14 protein-coding genes are annotated in these 19,365 nt (G+C 62.6%); 5 read left to right on the top strand and 9 right to left on the bottom strand.

Annotated elements, in window-relative coordinates; all coding sequences use genetic code 11:
* Window positions 1–7 precede the first annotated feature (7 nt).
* A complete protein-coding gene (locus tag GSQ75_RS16635) occupies window positions 8–1,363 on the bottom strand; it encodes an amidohydrolase family protein (RefSeq protein ID WP_158755998.1) in 1,356 nt (451 codons plus the stop codon).
* Between the two features lie 922 nt (window positions 1,364–2,285).
* Between GSQ75_RS16635 and GSQ75_RS16640 the strand changes: the two genes are divergently transcribed.
* Window positions 2,286–5,174: an autotransporter serine protease gene (locus GSQ75_RS16640; protein ID WP_158755999.1), complete on the top strand. Its 2,889-nt coding sequence runs from the start codon at window positions 2,286–2,288 to the stop codon at window positions 5,172–5,174.
* Window positions 5,175–5,322: 148 nt separating this feature from the next.
* Here GSQ75_RS16640 and plsB read toward each other — a convergent pair whose 3' ends face one another.
* From plsB to GSQ75_RS16655, 3 genes are all read right to left on the bottom strand, one after another.
* Complete coding sequence (gene plsB / locus GSQ75_RS16645) at window positions 5,323–7,956, bottom strand: glycerol-3-phosphate 1-O-acyltransferase PlsB (protein ID WP_158756000.1); 2,634 nt, start codon at window positions 7,954–7,956, stop codon at window positions 5,323–5,325.
* 25 nt (window positions 7,957–7,981) lie between these two features.
* On the bottom strand, window positions 7,982–8,914 hold the full coding sequence (locus tag GSQ75_RS16650) for a hypothetical protein (RefSeq protein WP_158756001.1): 933 nt from the start codon (window positions 8,912–8,914) through the stop codon (window positions 7,982–7,984).
* 325 nt (window positions 8,915–9,239) lie between these two features.
* Window positions 9,240–10,127, bottom strand: coding sequence for an HAD family acid phosphatase (locus GSQ75_RS16655; protein ID WP_158756002.1), 888 nt, complete (start codon window positions 10,125–10,127; stop codon window positions 9,240–9,242).
* A gap of 139 nt (window positions 10,128–10,266) precedes the next feature.
* On the opposite strand from GSQ75_RS16655, the gene GSQ75_RS16660 reads away from it, so the two are divergent.
* The gene (locus GSQ75_RS16660; protein ID WP_158756003.1) at window positions 10,267–11,298 is read left to right on the top strand and encodes a hypothetical protein; all 1,032 of its coding nucleotides are present in this window, start codon (window positions 10,267–10,269) and stop codon (window positions 11,296–11,298) included.
* A 90-nt stretch (window positions 11,299–11,388) separates the two neighbouring features.
* On the opposite strand, the gene GSQ75_RS19255 is transcribed toward GSQ75_RS16660, so the two are convergent.
* The 3 genes from GSQ75_RS19255 to GSQ75_RS16670 form a co-directional block, all read right to left on the bottom strand.
* Complete coding sequence (locus GSQ75_RS19255; RefSeq protein WP_254058622.1) at window positions 11,389–12,276, bottom strand: sulfotransferase; 888 nt, start codon at window positions 12,274–12,276, stop codon at window positions 11,389–11,391.
* 171 nt (window positions 12,277–12,447) lie between these two features.
* Complete coding sequence (locus GSQ75_RS19260) at window positions 12,448–12,606, bottom strand: tetratricopeptide repeat protein (protein ID WP_254058623.1); 159 nt, start codon at window positions 12,604–12,606, stop codon at window positions 12,448–12,450.
* A 396-nt stretch (window positions 12,607–13,002) separates the two neighbouring features.
* Window positions 13,003–14,982 (bottom strand): UvrD-helicase domain-containing protein, encoded by a 1,980-nt coding sequence (locus tag GSQ75_RS16670; protein ID WP_158756004.1) that lies wholly within the window; start codon window positions 14,980–14,982, stop codon window positions 13,003–13,005.
* Between the two features lie 123 nt (window positions 14,983–15,105).
* Between GSQ75_RS16670 and GSQ75_RS16675 the strand changes: the two genes are divergently transcribed.
* The 3 genes from GSQ75_RS16675 to GSQ75_RS16685 all read left to right on the top strand — a co-directional run bounded on the left by GSQ75_RS16675 (window position 15,106) and on the right by GSQ75_RS16685 (window position 18,018).
* The gene (locus tag GSQ75_RS16675) at window positions 15,106–16,437 is read left to right on the top strand and encodes an NAD(P)/FAD-dependent oxidoreductase (protein WP_158756005.1); all 1,332 of its coding nucleotides are present in this window, start codon (window positions 15,106–15,108) and stop codon (window positions 16,435–16,437) included.
* A 151-nt stretch (window positions 16,438–16,588) separates the two neighbouring features.
* Window positions 16,589–17,221, top strand: coding sequence for a thymidine kinase (locus GSQ75_RS16680; RefSeq protein WP_158756006.1), 633 nt, complete (start codon window positions 16,589–16,591; stop codon window positions 17,219–17,221).
* A 29-nt stretch (window positions 17,222–17,250) separates the two neighbouring features.
* Entirely contained in the window at window positions 17,251–18,018 is a 768-nt protein-coding gene (locus GSQ75_RS16685; protein WP_158756007.1) for a hypothetical protein, read from the top strand.
* Between the two features lie 9 nt (window positions 18,019–18,027).
* Here GSQ75_RS16685 and mutM read toward each other — a convergent pair whose 3' ends face one another.
* Both mutM and GSQ75_RS16695 read right to left on the bottom strand, forming a co-directional pair.
* Window positions 18,028–18,855, bottom strand: coding sequence for a bifunctional DNA-formamidopyrimidine glycosylase/DNA-(apurinic or apyrimidinic site) lyase (gene mutM, locus GSQ75_RS16690; protein ID WP_158756008.1), 828 nt, complete (start codon window positions 18,853–18,855; stop codon window positions 18,028–18,030).
* 15 nt (window positions 18,856–18,870) lie between these two features.
* Window positions 18,871–19,362 (bottom strand): hypothetical protein, encoded by a 492-nt coding sequence (locus GSQ75_RS16695; protein WP_158756009.1) that lies wholly within the window; start codon window positions 19,360–19,362, stop codon window positions 18,871–18,873.
* Window positions 19,363–19,365 lie beyond the last annotated feature (3 nt).

The raw sequence follows: 19,365 nt of genomic DNA on the forward strand, positions 1-19,365 counted from the left end.
CGTAATGCTACAGGGTTGGCTTGCCGCCGTCCTTGTAGACCACGCCGTCCTTCATCACGAAACTGACATGCTGCATCGTGGTGATGTCGTCCAGCGGGTTGCCGGGTACGGCGATCACGTCAGCCTGGCGGCCCACCGCAATCTGCCCCAGCTGGTCCTGCTTGTGCAGCAGTTCGGCGGCATGGGTGGTGGCGGCCTGCAGCACGAACATCGGCGGCATGCCGGCCTGCACCATGTACTCGAACTCCTTCGCATTCTCGCCGTGCGGATAGACGCCGGCATCGGTGCCGAACGCGATCTTCACGCCGGCCCGGTACGCCTTGCCGGCGGTGGCCTGGATGATTGGGCCGACCTGCTCCGCCTTGGCAGCGACCTGTGGCGGGTACCAGCCTTCCTTCGCTTTCCCTTCGACGAACTTGCCGGCGATGATGGTCGGCACGTACCAGGTGCCGTGCTCCTTCATCAGCTTGATGTCTTCGTCATCCATGAACGTGCCGTGCTCGATCGAGTCGACGCCGCCGAGCACCGCGCGGCGGATCGCTTCGGCGCCGTGCGCATGCGCCGCCACGGTGAAGCCGTAATCGTGCGCGGCGGCGACGACGGCCTTGATCTCCTCGAGGGTCATCTGCGAATTGCCGACACTGCTGCTCTCGTCGAGCACGCCGCCGGAGGGCATGATCTTGACCAGGTCGGCGCCGTCCTTGTAGTGCTGGCGCACGGCTTTCCAGGCGTCTTCGGGCGAATTGATGATGCCGTCCTTGGGGTCGGGATCGCCCTGCAGGTCCCAGCGATAGCCGTCGGTTGGGTCGGCGTGGCCGCCAGTGGTGCCGACGAACTGGCCGGCACTGAAGATGCGTGGTCCGGGCACCAGGCCGGCATTGATCGCATTGCGCAGCGCGATGGATTCATTGTGCTCGTCGCCGACGTTGCGCACCGTGGTGAAGCCAGCCAGCAGGGTGCGCTTGGCGTAGACCGTGCCCTCGATTGCGTAGTCGGCGGGATTCAGACGGAACTGGTCGCTGTAGGTGGTCTTGCTGAACTGCATGGTCAGGTGGGTGTGCGAATCGATCAGGCCCGGCATGCAGGTGGCGTCGGCGAGTTCGATCTGCTGGAAGCCGGCGCCGGCCTTGTTCGCGGCATCCTGGTAGGGCTTGCCGTCAAGGCTGCCGCTGCGCAGCTCCTTGATGCGTCCGTCTTCGACGATTACGGTAGTGGGACCCAGCAGCTTGCCGGCCACAGGGTCGACCAGGCGGGCGCAATGCAGCACGCTGACCTCGTGGCTTGCGGGTGCGTCGGTAGCCAACGCGGCGGCTGGCAGCGACAGGGCGATGGCAGCAAGGGCGAGCGCGCGGCTGGTGGTCATGGATGGTCTTCCGGCGGGGCAAGCGGCCATCTTAGGCGTGCATGCCGGCCACCGTCACCGTGACATTAGGCATGGCGATCCCCTGCGAATGCTTGTGTACCGCGTGTGGCCAAGGCGCTCAGCACATTGGTCTGCCGGGGAGCTGGGTGATGCGCTGATATCCCCTGGTTGCCGATTTATTTATCGCGCTGCGCATGGCGATGGCGAACTGCAACGGTAGCAATGTTATTTCCCACTTGGTGGTATTTGCATGCGTGTTTATGGCGGTCAAGGCGCGCCGCAATATAATACGAATATCGTTGTAATTTACGATTATGCCAGGCCATGACTTGGCTTTATCAATCGGCTTGTCGTAGCCCTTCGCAGATACCGTCGAATTCTGTAATCGCGTAGCATTACCTACAGAACAGGGGCTTCGATCAATGCATCAGCTTGGCGCCGTATCGCGCATGGGTTGATGTGCGATTTCTGCAAGAGACGTCGTGCTTTCATCAGTTCCGATCTCGCTGTTTGCCCTGATGGCAAATAGCTGGATCGGCTGCGTGGAACAATGCACGAAAGGCACCTGGAACAGGGCAGAAACAGAGATAAGTGGGTTGCGTTTGCCCTGCTTGTCTCAATCCAGGATTTCGAAGGATCGATGGCTGATGAACCGATTGGGCAACACGCATCTCAACACCTGGATACCGATCGGGCAAACAAGCCGACTTCTGATTTGCGTGCTTGGCAGCTGCTGGAAGCTGTCTTGTGCTGACAACACCGCGTCAACTTCCATTCCTTGGCAATTGAACTGACATCACGGCAGCGAATAGCTGTTGCGTTGAGGTCAGCTCGTACCCTGATTTTATGTGTTGCTACTACCGGCGTGGCTTGCACGTCCTGCGACACTTTTATCCCGACTCAAAAGCATGGAGCTGTATTGATGAGCCTGATTAATCGTCACAACGCAATCGCACTTGCCGTGGCTATTGCCTTGACCAGCACGCTGACAGCTTGTGGCGGCGGAGGTGGGGGCAATGTTCGACCAACCCCCATCGCCCCGCCACCTGCGCCCGCACCGGCACCAGCGCCCGCACCGGCACCGGCACCGGCACCGGCACCGCCTCCGTCCGGCTACAACCCGAGCCAGCTTGATCCGGAAAACGTTCCGCAGGCGTGGGCGATCGGCGGCAGCCCGACCAGCAATCAAGGACAGGGCGTGGAGGTGGGTATCATCGATTCGGGTGCGCAAGCAGACAATCCCGCACTCGTAAATCGCATCAGCTGGTTCAAGGATTACGTCGATCCCACCAATACGACGCCGCAGGACCCGTACGGCCACGGTACGGTCATGGCAGAGATGATCGGCGGCACGGCGAATGCAGACGGCCCCAGTGGATCCTACAACTACGGTGGCGTGGCGCCGCAGTCATCACTGTATGTGGCGCGGATCAGCGACGGCTCAGGCAACTACGACTTGAATTTGGTGCCGCAGGCCCTGTCCGATCTGACCGCGCAGGGAGTCAAACTGATCAACAACTCCTATGGCGGCTCCACATTGATCACGAGTGTTGCCTTCAACAATAGTGAGGTAGTAGCGGACTACACCACCTTCTCGTCGGTCATTGGAAACCAGCAGCTGGCAGTTTGGGCGGCTGGCAACAGCGGCAATGCGCAACCCAGCGTGGAAGCGGGCCTCCCATATTTCCACCCGGATATCCAGCAAAACTGGCTCGCGGTAGTCAATGTGGAGCTGAATTCCAGCGGCCAGGTGACGGGCCTTGATCCCACGTCCAATGCCTGCGGCGTGGCAGCGTCATGGTGCCTGGCTGCCCCAGGTTACATCTACTTCACACCGGTGGCCGGTACGGTGTTCTCAACGGGAGTCGGGGACGGTACCTCAGCTTCCGCAGCGGTGGTTACCGGTGTAGCCGCCCTGGTGTGGCAGCGCTTTCCTTATTTCACTGCAACGAATGTTCAGGAGACTCTGCTCACGACTGCCACGCCGCTGGGAGATCCATCTCTGTTCGGCTATGGCCTGGTCAACGCGCTTAAGGCGGTGAACGGCCCCGCTGCATTCAATTGGGGCGGATTCATCGTCAATAACATGCCTAACGGAACTACCGGCGTATTTGCCAACGACATCAGTGGTACGGGTTCATTGGTGCTCGGAGGATTCGATCTGGGTACCCTGGTGCTCACCGGCAACAACACCTACACCGGTGGCACGACAATCGAGTCAGGCACGCTGAATCTGACAGGTTCTCTCGCCTCCGATGTCTCGGTGGGAAGTAGTGGGTTGGTGGTGGGTGGGTTGGAGGGATCCGGAACCATCAATGGCAACCTAACCAGCTCCGGCTTTGTGTACAGCATGAATGGCGGACTCAAGATCAATGGCAATTACACCGTGCAGGTGGGAACCACAAACGAAGGTACTCCCAGCGAGGAAACCGACATCGAGCTGGGTAGCCCGCTGCGGGTTTCGGGGACGGCAACGTTAAACAGTTCGCCGGTTGTTGCGGTTATACCCAACGGCTATACACCACAAATCGAAGAACCGCTGCTTTACGCTGGGGCTATCTCGGGTACATTCAGTTCGCTCGGAATCGGCCTGAGTGGGAGCGGGACTCCCATCTACTACACCGGTACGCTTTCCTATACGCCCATCGAAGTTGATGTTGCGCTCACGCGTGAATCCGTTTCGAGTGTTGCAGAAGCGGTGATGCCGCAGGTCGCAACAACGCAGCAGACGGCGCAGCATATCGAAGCGGCGTTGAAGCAGGCGGATCAATGGGCTGTGAACAGCCCTGCCCAACATGAAACGTTCCTCAATGCCGCGGGTGAATTCCTGCATGCGGACTCGATCGCGGAGGCGGCAGCGTCGATCAACAGCCTATCCGGTCAGTTGCTAGCATCATCGCAGGGCTTGACGTTCGAACAGGCTGGCATCGTGAATCGCACGGTGGCCGATCGCCTGACGGATATCGGTAATGGCGGTTCGCAGCAGGGTGCCTGGTTCCAGGGCACCGGCGCGAGTGGTGATATCGCGCGCAGCGGTTATGCCACTGGTAGCTACACGGGTGGTGGTGCTGTCGTTGGCTACGATGCTGCCTTGTCCGACTCTTTCAGTCTGGGTGCCGGACTGGATTGGAATCGCCTGGGTTCCACTTACACCATGCAGGGCGGTACCAGCAGTTCGCGCAGCACGGGCGGCATGCTGTACGGCAAGTGGACGGACAACAATGTGTACCTCTCCGGCCGGCTTGGTCAGGACTGGATTTCCAGTTCGGTCAGTCGGTGGGCCGATCTCGGCATCACGCCCGCGGCGATCTACAGCACGCGCCACGACCGCATGGATTCGGCCTATCTGGAGGCGGGTTACAACGCCCGATCCGACGCGTGGACGACGACGCCATTCGTGTCATTGGGTGACGGATATCTTTCGCGTGGAACGATTGCCGAGCAGGGTGCGGGTGGTTTCGGCATAGCGGCAGGTAGTGAAAACTTCAATCAGAGCAATGCCCAGATCGGCGCGCGTATCGCCTATCACTGGATCTGGAATGGCGGCCAGATGTCGATCAAGGGCTTTGCCTTGTACCAGCGCGTCCTGGCCGGTAGCGACCTTGGCTTCACCGCCGCCTATGCCGGTGCGCCGGATGCAACATTTCAGCTGGAAGGCGTGAATTCGCCACGGAACTCAGGCTGGGTTGGCCTGGGCCTCAACACCGTGCTGGATAACCGCTGGTCGTGGTTCGTCAATCTGGACGAACAGGTCGCGTCAGGTGGTACCAAGGCCAGCGTGCTGAGCGCAGGGGCGCAATACAGCTTCTGATCGACGGCTGGTTGCATGGCGTCGACATAGGCCGATGCCATGCAACCAGCAGATGATGGTTTTGAAGGATGCTCGAAATGAGTACCTGTTACGTGCGGACGATGAGACACGCCAACTAACGGTGATCCAGATCCCGTGCGCAGTACGCTCAGGATTTCTCGTTATCCATCGGTGCATGTTCATGCCGTTCGGCGATCACATGCCGTTCGTGCAGCTCCTCGCTGACGTGTGCTGTCTCGACCAGCCCGGATTGCGCATGCGCTACTTCGGCGGCGTTCGGTGCGGATTCCTTTTCATTGCCACCGGGTGTGATCTTGAGGATCGAGTGGCGTACTTCGCGTGACAGGATCACCTTGGCGTCGCGCACGATGCCTTCCAGTGCGCTGGCGTAGTCAAGCTTGCCGGCGTCGTCGGTCCACACGATGCGGCGTTCGCGCAGCTTCTGGATGAAGCCGCGGAACAGCGCCTTGTCGAAGAACTCTGGTGCCGACAGTTCGTTGAGCAGGCTCAGCCGCTGGGCAGTGAGTGCGCAGGCATTCTCGAGTTCGGCGCCGGTCATCGTGTGCGGCCCGTTCTTGGCCAGCGCGGCGATGGTGATGTAGTAGCGCTCGAATGCCTGGATCAGGCTGCGCGCGATCACTTTCAACTGGAAGGCGCTGTCGTCCTGGCCGGGGGCACGTTCCAGTACGCGGCCGTCGCCGGTCGATTCAAGCATTCCGCGGCGCACGAAGAAGTCGATGGTTGCCTGCAGTTGTGCGCCGAATCCTTCCTCATCCCACGGCAGGAACAGCTCGCCCTGGATGAACGGATAGATGATCTTGCCCAGCCGCAGCACCGAGGCGCGCGACATGCGGCGGTTGTTGAGGAAGCAACAAGCCACCCAGGCGGCGGCGGCGGTGAGGTGCAGTACATTGTTGCGGAAGTAGCTGAGCAGCACGGCCTGCTCGCCGGTGGCAGTCAACACGTCGCCCAGCGGGTGCTGCACGCGCTGGATCCAGCCCATCTGTTCGCCGTAGGCGATGATCCCGGCCGGGTTCATCGGGGTCAGCGTGACGCGATCGGAATACGGCAGCTGCTCCAGCATGGCCTTGCTCAGTTCGAGCTGGGCGAGCAGGTCGCTCTCGGCCATAGCATGCTTGGGCGTGGCGAGCAGAGCGAGCGCCAGCAGGTTGATCGGATTGACGTCGGCGGCGCGGTTGATATTGACCTGGATCTTTTCGGCTAGCTGGTCGACCACGCCGTTGAGCCACTCGGGCTTGGCATCCGGGTCGGCACTGGTTGCACGCCAGTCGGCGCTGGCGGCCTCCAGCAGCGGGGTCAGTTCGATCGGCTCACCGAAGTTCAGTGCCACATGGCCATAGCGCTGGCGCAGCACCTTCAGCCCGCGCAACAGGCCGAGCAGGGACTCCTTTTCCTTCGGCTTGCCGCTGAGTTCGCCGGTATAGCTCTTGCCCTCCATCAGCTTCTCGTAGCCGATGTACACCGGCTGGAACAGCACCGGCCGGCGTGGCGCACGCAGGAAGGCGCGCACGGTCATCGACAGCAGCCCGCCGCGCGGTGCCAGCAGACGCCCGGTGCGTGAGCGGGTGCCCTCGGTGAAGTATTCGATCGGCACACCGCGGTCGATCAGCTGCGCCATGTATTCCTTGAACACCACCGAGTACAGCGGATTGCCGGTGAAGCTGCGGCGCATGAAGAACGCGCCGCCGCGACGCAGGATCGGCCCGATTCCCGGCAGGTTGAGGTTCACGCCGGCGGCGATATGCGGCACCACCACGCCGGACACGTGCAGCTGATAGCTCATCAACAGGTAGTCGGCATGGCTGCGATGGCTGGGCACATAGACCACTTCGTAGCCGGGCGCCGCGGCGCGGGCCTTGTCGAAGTGGTGCATCGCGATGCCGTCGTACAGCTTGTTCCAGAAATTCGACAGCAGGAACGACACCGAACGCACCACCGGATGCGAGTAGTCGGCGGCGATTTCCATGACCAGCTTGTGTGCCTTGCGCCAGGCCTTGGCATGGCTGATCTTTTCCTTGGCGGCGTTGGCGGCGATCGCGGCGCGCACCGGTTCGGCGTTCAATACCGCGTCGACCACGGTGCGCCGGTGCGACAGATCCGGGCCGATTACCGCGGCGCGGATGCGGTGGAAGTGGGTGCGCAGGACCCGCGCGATCTTGCGTGTGAAGCGTTCCGGTGAGATCTCGCCGGATTCAGTCAGCACCTTGCGCAGCGATACCGGCGCGGAGAAGTGCACCACGGTGTCGCGTCCGTTCAGCAGCAACGCCAGCAGCCGGCGGAAACGGCCGACCATCACCCAGTTTTCCGAGAACAGCACGCGGAACCAGCCGCTATCGCGGCTGGGCGCGCGGCCGACGTAGATCGACACCGGCACGATCTGGATGTCGCGATCCGGCATGCCTTCCAGCGAGCGCACCAGCTGCCGCAACGGTTCGTTTGGCGCGCGCTTGCGGTTGCGGCCGAAGATCCAGCCGTCGCGCCGGGCCAGCGCAAACACCGAGCGGCGGCGGCGGGTACCGGCCAGCGCCTGCATCGGGTTGGGCAGGCCGGCCTCGCGGCAGGCGCGCTGCAGGATCAGCGCGTCGGAGAAACCGTCACGCTCGATCACATAGCAGACCGGTACGCCGGCCTGCAGCAAGGCAGCCGGTTCGGCCGGGTCGCGACGGATGCGCACCCAGGGCTGCAACAGTTGCCCGGCCAGGTTGAACCACCAGGGGGCACGCTGGCGAACGGTGGAATCCGCGGTGTAGATATTCGGCATCCGCCTATTCTAACGGTTGCGCTGTTTAGTCTTTCGTTGGCACGGTGCCCGCGCTGGCCGGGGCACTGCCACTGCTGGCCGGTGGCTGGCTCAGCTGCTGGTGCGAGCGGCGCGCATTGTTCAGCATGTCCTCGCTGTACCAGCGGCCGTCCTGCTGCACCAGGGTCGATTCGGTCGACAACGGCTTGCCCAGCAGGGTGTAGTCGATCTTCACCACCGCGTGGCCGTTGCTGCTGGATACCGGGGTGAGCTTGACCGAGTTCAGCGTGTCGTCCAGCGATAGGCCGTAAATAACCAGCAACTGCTTGGCGCCGGTGAGGCCGGTCGAGTACTTCGCCATCGCGGTGTCGAAATCCATCGCGCGCAGTTGATCCGGGCTTTTCAGGTCCAGCTTGCGTGCGGTGGTCACCGCCACGCCGATCGCCTGTTTCGCCTTGGCCTGATCGAACCACGGTGTCTGTTGTGCCCACGGCGCGAGCACATCGAGCGCGCTGCTGGTTTGCGCCTTCTGCGTGTCGGTGAGGTTCTTGTCCTGTGCGATGCGGTTCTTCATCAAGGCCTCGCCGACGCTGACCAGTGCGGGCAGCTGATCCTTGTATTGCTGCTGCATCATCGCCAGTTTCGGCTGCAGTTCGGCGTACAGCTTGTTCTCGGCGTCGGGTCCGGTGAGCTTCTGCATCGTTTCGTTGAACTTGGCGCGATCGTCGTCGGTGATGGGCTGCTGGTCCTGTTCGTGATGGCTCCAGTCGGCGCGCAGATTGGCGTAGTCGGCCGGTGGCAGAGCGTGTTTCCACAGGCCGTTGAGGTCACCCGTCTTGAGCAGGTCGATCGAACCCTGCAACGCGGCCTCTGGCGTGCTGCCGCCAGGTTGCCCGGCTTCGTCCTTGCCGTGGCAGGCGCTCAACAGCAGCGCGGCGAACAGGAGCAACAGGGCGTAACGAAGGGTAGGCAGGCGCATTGAAAGCTCTCGCGGTGGGATTGGCGGCGGGACGAAGACACGCCGGTGCGGCGCGGTGAGCGGGCAGGGTAAGCGGCGTGGCTGCAGGGAGACAAGGGCCGGGCGCAAGATTTCACGCTGCCAGATGCCACCCCAAAAAAGAAAACCCCGCGGGCGCAAGCCTCACGGGGAAATCCGGCAGAGCCGGAAGGGAAATGGCCTTGCCTGCAAAATTGTTGGTCAGCAGGTGTTGGCGATTCAAATATTACTTGTTCGTTAAAGTTAAGACAACACTTTTCTTTATTACTGTAAACATATGATTTAAATAGAATTTATATTCTATCCATTACCGATAGTGCAGCGCATCGATCTTCTGTTGCCGCCGTTGCTGCACAGGAGCGCTCCAGTCGTTGTTGAACAGCGCCGGCTCCCATGAGCCATAGGTGGGATTCGGCAGCACGAACCAGCGGGTACCGATCCACGGCAGGTAGTCGGCGACCGCCTTGCGGCGGCCGGCGTCGGTATTGTTCAGCACGTCGACGAAGTCGCCGAGCTGGTCGCCGAACTGCATCAACACGCGGTAATGCTGGCTGATCAGCTGGCGGCGGCAACCTTTCTCGGTGCCGGCCTGGTCGCAGCCGTCGACCACCGTGCCGAGCCCGAGAAACGCTTCCGGGCCGCTCACCGGGAAACCCACTTTGCGCAAATTGGCCAAGGTGGCCTGATCCAGGTCTTTGGCGCGGTTGGAGATATAGATCACCGCGATGCCGTGCTTTGCGGCGAACTGGGTGAACTCCACCGCACCGGGCATCGCGCGGGCCTGTTCTTCCTTGCACCATGCCGCCCAATCAGCTTCGTTGAATTCGCCGCCACTCTTCACCACGCGTGCCTGATACGGCGAGTTGTCCAGCACGGTTTCATCGATATCCAGCACCACGGCGGCCTTCAGATTCTTGAGTGGCGCGATGCGATCCTGCTTGTCCAGGGCATCCCACTGTTTGTCGCGCAAAGCGGCCAACAGGCGCGACTCGGCATCGCGATAAGTCTGCAGATAGATCAGGTCGTGCTCGATCGCGGTCTGGCTCCACGCCACCGCATTCAGGTTGTCGTTGGCGGCGCCGACAACAGTCGGAGCCTGCGGCGGTGGCGGCGCGGCGGCGGGATGCGATGGTGTGGCGGCGCAGCCGGCCAGCAGGACGAACACGGCCAGAGCCGAGGGCAGGCGAACAGACATGCAAGAATCCTTTGAACACAAAAATCATGACGATGACCGAAGTTTACGACAGCCGCATGTCGGGGTTGGCAGGCCGGAGCTAGCAGCCACGGTGGGCTGCTGACAGACTGGTGGCCCGACACTCACGGTTGCGACTCGCATGAATTCTCCTACGCCCGTGCCACGCGAGTCTTCAACGGCGATCCATTACGCGAGCTACCTGCTGGCTGCGGCGGCGTTGCTGCTGGTTCTCGAGTTGCACTTGTTGTCGGCGTTGCTATCGGCCCTGCTGGTCTACGAACTGGTGCAGTCGATGACGCCGTTGCTGGGCAAGCGCATATCGAGTGAGCGTGCGCGAATGCTGGTGGTCGCTGCACTGGGCGTGATCGTGGTTGGCCTGTTGATCCTGCTGATCCTCGGTGCAATCAGCTTCTTCCGCAGCGAGATCGGCAACCCCGAGCTGCTCTGGCAGCAGCAGCTGATGCCGCTGGTGGAAAAGGCCCGCCAGCAATTGCCGGCCATGGTGGTCGATCACCTGCCGGACAGTGTCGATGACTTACGCGTGGGCGCGGCCGAGCTGGCCCACAAACACGCGGCGACCCTGCAACTGGCCGGCAAGGGCGCGGCGAGGGTGTTCGTACACATCATCATCGGACTGGTGCTGGGCGCGATCATTGCGCTCAGCCGCACCCATCCGGCGCATCAGGTCGGTCCACTAGCCGCGGCGCTGGGCCAGCGCTGCCAGCTACTGGCCGAGGCGTTTCACAACATCGTGTTTGCGCAGGTCAAGATCTCGTTGATCAATACCTTGTTGACCGCGATCTTCCTGCTCGGCGCGCTGCCGCTGCTGGGCATCCACGTGCCGCTGGCCAAGACGCTGGTGGCGCTGACTTTCGTTGTCGGCCTGCTTCCTGTGGTCGGCAACCTGATTTCCAACACTGTCGTCACCGTCGCTGCGTTGTCGGTGTCGCTCGGGGTTGGCGTCGCCGCGCTCGGCTTCCTGATCCTGATCCACAAGCTGGAGTACTTCCTCAACGCGCGCATCGTCGGCATCCAGATCAACGCCCGTGCGTGGGAGCTGCTGATCGCCATGCTGCTGATGGAGGCCGCCTTCGGTCTCGCCGGCGTGATCGCCGCGCCGATCTACTACGCCTACCTGAAGAGCGAGCTGGTAGCTGAAAAACTGATCTGATCTGCACTGGAAAGTGTCAGGTGGACAGACTGTGCAACATTCAGGGATCGAGCTTGATGCCGGCACCGATCAGCAGATCCTGCAGCCCACTCAATTGCGTCTCGTACTTCTTCCAGCGCTTGAGGGCACTGCGGTGATGGGTGCACGCACCTGCACGACGCTGGCGGTGGCAACCGCAGCAGGGTTGTCCTCGAAGTGCAGGCAGGCGTCGTGCCAGGGCAGGTCACAGAATTCCAGCAGCTGGCGCGAGCTGGACTCCTGAGTGTCTACCAGCGTTTCGTATTGCACTTCCAGAATGCGTCCAGGAAATATGCGCCGCCAGTGCGCCATCAGGCGATCAAACAGGACGTAGTACCTGCCGGTGTCGAGCAGATCGAACGAATAGTCGAAGTAGGGCGATTTCGGTGCGAAGAGCTGGCGAAAGTTGCTGAGGCAGGTATCCATCGGATCGCGCCTCAAGCAGATGATCTTTGCGTTCGGCAAAGCATGGGCAATGAATCCTGCATACAGGAAATTGTGCAGCAGCTTGTTAATGAAACGCGGCTTGTGGCTGGTGCCCGGCCGAGTGCTGGAAAGATAGGTTTCGCCAAGCTGCCTCCAGTCGACGCTGCGTGCCCGGATGATCGTGTCCGTATCGACCAGCGCGGGCGTCCGGCTGCCCGAGACATGCTTGAGGGACATGCCGAAATTCAGCAGTTCCCCAGCGGAATGCACATCGGGGTGGCTTGAAATGATGCGCTCGACCAGGGTGGTGCCGGAGCGTGGCATGCCGATGATGAAGATGGGTTCGTCAGTCGGGCAACCTGCCGCCAAGTCTAAGTCTCGCGGCGCGGAAAACGTATCTGCAATGGCCGCAAACAGCACCTCGTCCTGCCGAATGGAGTAATCGGGGTTGGCGCCTGCCGACTTGCCACGCACGAGATGCTCGAAGGCCTTGGGATAGTCGGCGAGATCTTCATATTCCTTGGCCAGGGCCATGTTGAGGCCAATCAGCGCCGGGCTGTTGGCAATATCAGCACCGAGCTGCGACAGCTGTGATTGCAGCCGTTCGACATGATGGCTGGCTGGCGTCTGCCGGCGAAGCTGCGCCAGACTCAGGTGGGCGCGCCAGTACTGTGGATCCAATGCCAGGCAAGCCTCGAGTTCGGCCTAGGACGCATCGATCTCACCCGTTGCCAACAGCGCCGTGGCGAGGTTGTAACGATAAAGTGCATGCGCCGGGGCAAGCTCTGCAGCCTGGCGAAATGCCGTTTTCGCCGAGCCGTAGTCACCGACCTGGGTGTAGATCACACCCAGCGTGTCCAGCATCAGGGGGGACTCTTTGGCGACAAGGCCATCGCCCGATCGGCAACCACCTGGGCATCCGATTTCTGAGTGCGAGGGTGAGCGCCTTCGCAAACTGCACCATGAAGTCTGCTCGCGTGGGATCCAGGGCGACCGCCTTTCGCAGATACTCCAGCGCTGGCGGCATCTGCTGCAATTCCATATGGGCCATGCCGGCGATGTAATGCACTCCTGCGTGACGCGGCGCGAGGATCAGCAGACGCTCGGCCACTTCCTGCGCTTGCCCCAGGCGCGTCGATTGAACGCTGTCGTGAGCTGGGCATAGAGTTCGGCCGGATCAGTCATGGAGTTCCAACTCGTGGCGTTGGCAAACGCAAAAATTCTTGCGGTTGCGGACGAGCCGCGTCAACGCGGGTTTCATCATCCCGCCAGCATTGCAGCGATGCGTGCCATATGCGATTCGGCGGTTTCACGTACGGCTTCCTTGTCCGCTTCCGGATCCTTGCCCTGCCAGTGCAGATCAGCTTGCGGCAGTTCGTGCAGGAAGCGGCTGGGCTGGTTGGTGTGGACATCGCCGTAGCGTTTGGTTTTCGCCGACCACGACAGGGTCAGCAGTTCCTTGGCGCGGGTGATGCCGACGTACATCAGGCGGCGCTCCTCATCGATCCGCCCCTCATCGATGGCGCCTTCGTGCGGCAGGGTACCGTCCTCGCAGCCGACGATGAAGACGAAGCGGAATTCCAGGCCCTTGGCCGAATGCAAGGTCATCATGCGCACCGCGTTGCCGGGTTCGTCGCGGTCGGCGTGGCTGAGCAGGGCGAGTTGCGAGGCGAGATCGCCGGCGCTGTTGCCACCTTTTTGCATCGCGCGGAACCAGTCGGCGAGTTCCTTCAAATTGCCGAGCTTGCGCTCGCGCACACTGGCGTCGGGCGTGCTGGTGGCGATCTGCGCGGCGTAGCCAGTGCGCTTGAGGATCAGCTCGACCAGGTCGGCGGCGTTTTCATGCAGCGCTGTGCTGCGCAGTTCGTCGAGCAGGTTCGCAAACGAGGCAAGTGCCGCCGCCGGGCGTGGAGTCAGCTGCCGCAGCACGCTGTCGCTGCGGGTGGCATCGAGCAGCGAGCTGTGCCGGCTCTGTGCGAGCTGGCCGAGCTTCTCCAGCGTGGTCGAGCCGATCTCGCGCTTGGGTACGTTGACCACGCGCAGGAACGCGGCGTCATCGCTGGGATTGGTCAGCAGGCGCAGATAGCACAGCAGGTCCTTCACCTCGGCGCGGTCCAGGAAGGAGAGCGCACCGGTGAGGTGATAGGGAATTCGCGCCAGCCGTAAAGCCTTTTCCAGCACGCGTGCCTGGAAATTGCCGCGATACAGGATGGCGATGTCGTGCCAGCGCGCCTTGTGCTTTTCTGCCAGCGTGGTGGCGATCGCGGCGACACGCTCGGCCTCGTGCTCGGCTTCCTTGCATTCGAGTACGCGGATCGGCGCGCCTTCGGGATGCTCGCTCCACAGCTTCTTTTCATGCAGGTGCGGATTGTTCGCGATCAGCTGGTTCGCCGCACGCAGGATGCGCTTGCCGCAGCGATAGTTCTGCTCCAGCTTGATCACGCGCAGGTTCGGCCAGTCGCGGCCGAGCTGGTCGATGTTTTCCGGGTTCGCGCCGCGCCACGCATAGATGCTCTGGTCGTCGTCGCCGACGCAGGTAATGCCGCCGCGCTCACCAGTGAGTGCCTTCAGCAGGCGGTATTGCGCGTCATTGGTGTCCTGGTATTCGTCGACCAGCAGGTAGCGCAGGCGCTCGCGCCAGGCGTCGCGGCATTCGGTGTCGCTTTCCAGGATGCGTAGCGGCAGCCGGATCAGGTCGTCGAAGTCGACCGCGTTGAACGCGGCGAGGCGCTGCTGGTACATGTCGTAAATCGTCGCGGCCTCAAGCTCGCGCGGGCTGCGCGCGGCAGCCAGTGCTTCTTCCGGCGAGAGACCGCCGTTCTTGGCGCGGCTGAGCAGGTTGCGGATGCCGAACAGCACGTCCGGCTTGACCCCTTTCGGCGCCAGCTCCTTGACGATGCCGTTGCTGTCGTCGGCATCCAGCACGGAGAAGCCGCGGCGCAGGCCGGCACGGGCGTGCTCGATCTGCAGGAACTTCAAACCCAGTGCATGGAAGGTGCACACGGTGAGCGCGGCGGCATCCTCCGTGCTGACCAGTTGGCCCACGCGCTCGCGCATCTCGCGTGCGGCCTTGTTGGTGAACGTGATCGCGGCGATCTTCGAGGGTGCCAGCTTCTTGCGCGCGATTAGGTAGGCGATCTTCTGGGTGATCACGCTGGTCTTGCCGGAGCCGGCGCCGGCGAGCACCAGCAACGGGCTGTCGCAATGTTCGACGGCGGCCAGTTGTTGCGGATTGAGCATGGGTCGAGGCGATGCGTGGGGCGGCGGCCGATGGTAGCAGAGCCCTGCTGGTGGGCCGACCAGACTGCGCCATAATCGGGCATTGGGGCGCCGTCTGGGTGATGGCTCAAGAATGGAGGAAGCATGGCGGATCAGGCGGTCGAACAATGCGATGTGGCGGTGATCGGTGGCGGTCCAGGCGGCAGCACGGCGGCGGCGCTGCTGGCGCGCCGCGGCTACAAGGTGATCGCACTGGAGAAGGCGCACCACCCGCGTTTCCATATCGGCGAATCGCTGCTGCCGATGAACCTGCCGGTGTTCGAGCGGCTCGGCGTGCTGGACAAGGTGCGCGCGCTGGGCGTGTTCAAGCCCGGTGCGGACTTCGGGGCGGACAACGAGCGCGGTTACAACACTTACGCGTTTGCCCGTGCGATCGGCCAGAGCCCGCCGCATGCGTATCAGGTGTGGCGGCAGGATTTCGACCAGATGCTGTACCAGCACGCGCGCGAATGCGGCGCGGATGCGCGCGAAGGGCATGAGGTGGTGCGGGTCGAGCAACGCGATCCACGCGAGACCTGGCTGGATGTGAAAACCGATGACGGCCAGAGCTATGCGATCCAGGCGCGTTATGTGGTCGATGCCAGCGGTCGCGATGCGTTTCTTTCCGCGAAAAAGCAACTGCGACGCAAGAACGACCAGCACCAGAGCGCGGCGATCTTCGGTCACTTTCGTGGTGCCGAATACCGACCCGGCGAGGATGCGGGCAACATCAGCATCTACAGCTTCGAGCACGGCTGGATGTGGATGATCCCGTTGCCGGATGGCGTGATGAGCGTGGGTGCAGTGTGCCGTCCGGACTACCTCAAGCAGCGCAAGGGCCGCACGCTGGAGTTCCTGCTGGAGACGTTGAAGCTGAGTCCCGGGTTGTGGCGACGTGTCGAGCATGCGGACTTGATCGGCAACGAGGTGCGCGTCACCGGCAACTATTCCTATGACTCGACGCAGATGGGTGGCCCGGGCTGGGTACTGGTCGGCGATGCGTTCGCTTTTCTCGACCCGGTGTTCTCCTCTGGCGTGTACCTGGCGATGAGTGGTGCGGAACAGGCCGTGGACGTTGTCGACCAGTCGCTGCGCGAACCGCGGCGCGAGGCAGCCCTGCTGCGCAAGCTGGAGAAGCGACAACGCGCCGGTATGGCGCGCTTCTCGTTCTTCATCTACCGCTTCAACGGGCCAGTGATGCAACAGATGTTCCGCCAGCCGCGCAACACCTGGCAGCTGGAGCAAGGCGTGATCTCGATGCTCGCCGGCGACCTGTTCGATACACCGAAGGTGCTGTGGCGGCTGCAGCTGTTCAAGCTGGTCTACGCGATCTGCGGCCTGCGCGACTGGCGGCGCTGGCGCGCCGAGCACAGGTACCGGCTTGCGCAGGCGCGCGCGCAGTTCACCGGCGGCAACACGCCTTTGGACCGGGAATAGAGAGTCGGGAATCGGGAATCGCTGGCCTGGGCATACCGTCGTGGCGACGGCGAATCGTCGCTGAGTTTATGCAACACTTGTCCGATGCAGCATGCCTTCGCAGGCGGTGGCCTGACGATTCCCGATTCTCTATTTCCGATTCCCGGCTCCCATGGCCAAGCTCTATTTCTATTACTCGGCAATGAATGCCGGCAAGACCACCACGCTGTTGCAGAGTGCGTACAACTATCACGAGCGCGGCATGCGCACGCTGATCCTCACGCCCGCCCTGGACAATCGCTATGGCGAGGGCGTGGTGGCCTCGCGGATCGGCCTGAAGGCGAACGCGCGTCGTTTCGGTGCCGCCGAGGACCTGCTGGCGCTGGTCGAAGCCGATATCGCAGCGCACGGTGCGTTGCATTGCGTGTTTGTCGACGAGGCGCAGTTCCTCGGCAAGTCGCAGGTATGGCAGCTCAGTGATGTGGTCGACAGGCTCAACATCCCGGTGCTGGCGTTCGGCTTGCGCACCGACTTTCGAGGTGAACTGTTCGAGGGCAGTCGCTATCTGCTCGCCTGGGCGGATAATCTGGAAGAGATCAAGACGATCTGCCATACCGGCCGCAAGGCCACCATGGTGGTACGCGTGGATGAACATGGCCGTGCGGTTACCGAGGGGCCGCAGGTTGAGATTGGCGGCAACGACCGTTATGTCTCGGTGAGTCGCGCCGAGTTCAAGAAGATCAGCGAAGGTAGTGGCCGCATTGAGCTGCAGCAATCCGTGCTGCCCCTAGGCGAAAGCCGTTGAGCGCCCAACACGAAGGACGAAGGAATCCCATGAGCGACCCGATCACCATTCCCGCCTGGCAACGCCCGCACTGGCAGCCCAGTGACGAGGAAGTCCTGCTGCAGTTCTACGTGTTCGGTCACTTCGGCGCGGTGCGCGTGCCCTCAAGTGAATACGGCAGCCCGGGGCTGCCCGTGGAGATCGAGTCGACCAACCACTATCACAGCGCATTGCGCCAGTGGGAAGGCTATCCGCTGAAAGGCGCGATGGGCCGCATGTTCAAGGACGATGCGCCCGAGGCCTACAAGCTCGCCCTTGATGCGCCCGAGGTGCTGATTGTGCGAGGAAAGCTCAAGGACAGCGCGGACACGGAATATCTGCGCGATACCCTCGGCGTGCTGGCCGGCCTGCTCGACATCGGCGGCGTGGCGATCCTCGATCCGCAGACCCTGAGCCTGCTGGATGCCGATGCCTGGCGCCGGCAGTACCTGATCCGCGATGGTGCGCCGATCCGCAACCACCTGCTGATTTTGCGTGACGGGGAAGCCGAGCCGGGCCACTCCTGGATTCACACCCGCGGCATGCGCAAGTTCGGACGCCCTGACATCAGCATCCGCCATGTACCCGATCGCGCGATCGATCGCGCCGGCATCCTGTGCGAACGGCTGGTCGAGCTGGAGGCGCTCGGTGCGCACTTTACCGACGGCCAGGCCCTGGATATCGAAGGCATTCCCGGTGGTGTCGTGTTGCATCTGGGCGGCGGGCTGGAAGCCCCGCAGTTCAACAATACCTACGTCGAGTTCCACTGGCCGGAGTGAGCGACCAGCTCAACGCTGGCAGTGCGGACACCAGAACGTCGAGCGCTGTCCCAGCACGGCTTGCCTGATCGGCGTGCTGCAGATTTTGCACGGTTCGCCTTCGCGGCCATACACGTTGAGCTCGCGGAAGAAGTAGCCCGGCGCACCGTCGGGATTGAGGAAATCGCGCAAGGTGGTGCCCCCGCGCTCGATCGCCCAGGCTAGGATGCGTTTCACTTCCATGGCGAGTCGCGCATAGCGTGCGCGCGAGACGGTGCCGGCAGCGCGACGCGGGTCGATGCCGGCGGCGAACAACGCCTCGCTTGCGTAGATGTTGCCCACGCCGACGACGATCGCGTTGTCCATCAGGAACAGTTTCACCGCCGCCGTGCGGCCGCGCGAAAGATGCCACAGCAGGTCGCCATCGAACGCGTCGGTCAGCGGCTCCGGACCCAGCTTCGCCAGCAGTTCATGCGTCTCGCCGGGCGCCTGCCATAGCAGGCAGCCAAAGCGGCGTGGGTCGGTGAAGCGCAGGATGCGTGGAGCTTGCGCATCCGTGCGCTCCAGCACGATATCGACATGATCGTGCTTGCCGACCGGTGCATCCGGCGGCAGCACACGCAAGACGCCGGACATGCCCAGGTGCAGCAGGGCACTGCCGACTTCGGTATGCAGTAACAGATACTTCGCGCGCCGCTCCACTGAGTCGATGCGCTGTCCTGGTAGCAGCTCGCCGACTTCCGCAGGTATCGGCCAGCGCAGGTCCGGTCGACGCAGGATCACGCCGGTGACGCGCCGACCGATCAGGTAGGGCGCGATGCCAAGGCGTGTGGTTTCGACTTCGGGCAGTTCGGGCAAGGCAGGTCCCGCGACTCAGTGCAGCTCGGTGGTCTTTAGGGCTGGCGATCGTGGCGTGTAGCGCAGCGACACCAGTGCTATCCGTTGGCCAACGCGGACGAAATGCTGCGGCCCGGTGACCGAGGATTCGCCGAACTCCAGCGGCTGCCCGTCCAGCGTGAGTATTGCCTGCGGCGGTGCCAGTCCGATCTTCGCGGGATCGAAGTCACTGGCGGGGCGCCAGCTGAGAACGCGTGCCGCTGCGGTGTCGGCCAGCTCGGCGAGGCGGCCATCGATGGCTCGTTCCGGCGTGCCGTCGGTGCGCCACCAGTGACCGTCGCGCTTTTCATAATGCATCGTCGGCGAACCGGACAGGGTCAGCGTGATATGGCTGATGCTGTGCGGATCAAGCGCCAGCAAGGTGCCAGGCTCACCTTGCGCATCGCGTCGCAGCTGCCAGCCGGCCAGCACCAACAGGGCCACAACCACCAGCAGCAGGATCAGGCGTTGGCGAGTAGCGCGCTTCATCAT

It is taken from the genome of Dyella sp. S184, assembly GCF_009766065.1.
GTDB lineage: Bacteria > Pseudomonadota > Gammaproteobacteria > Xanthomonadales > Rhodanobacteraceae > Rhodanobacter.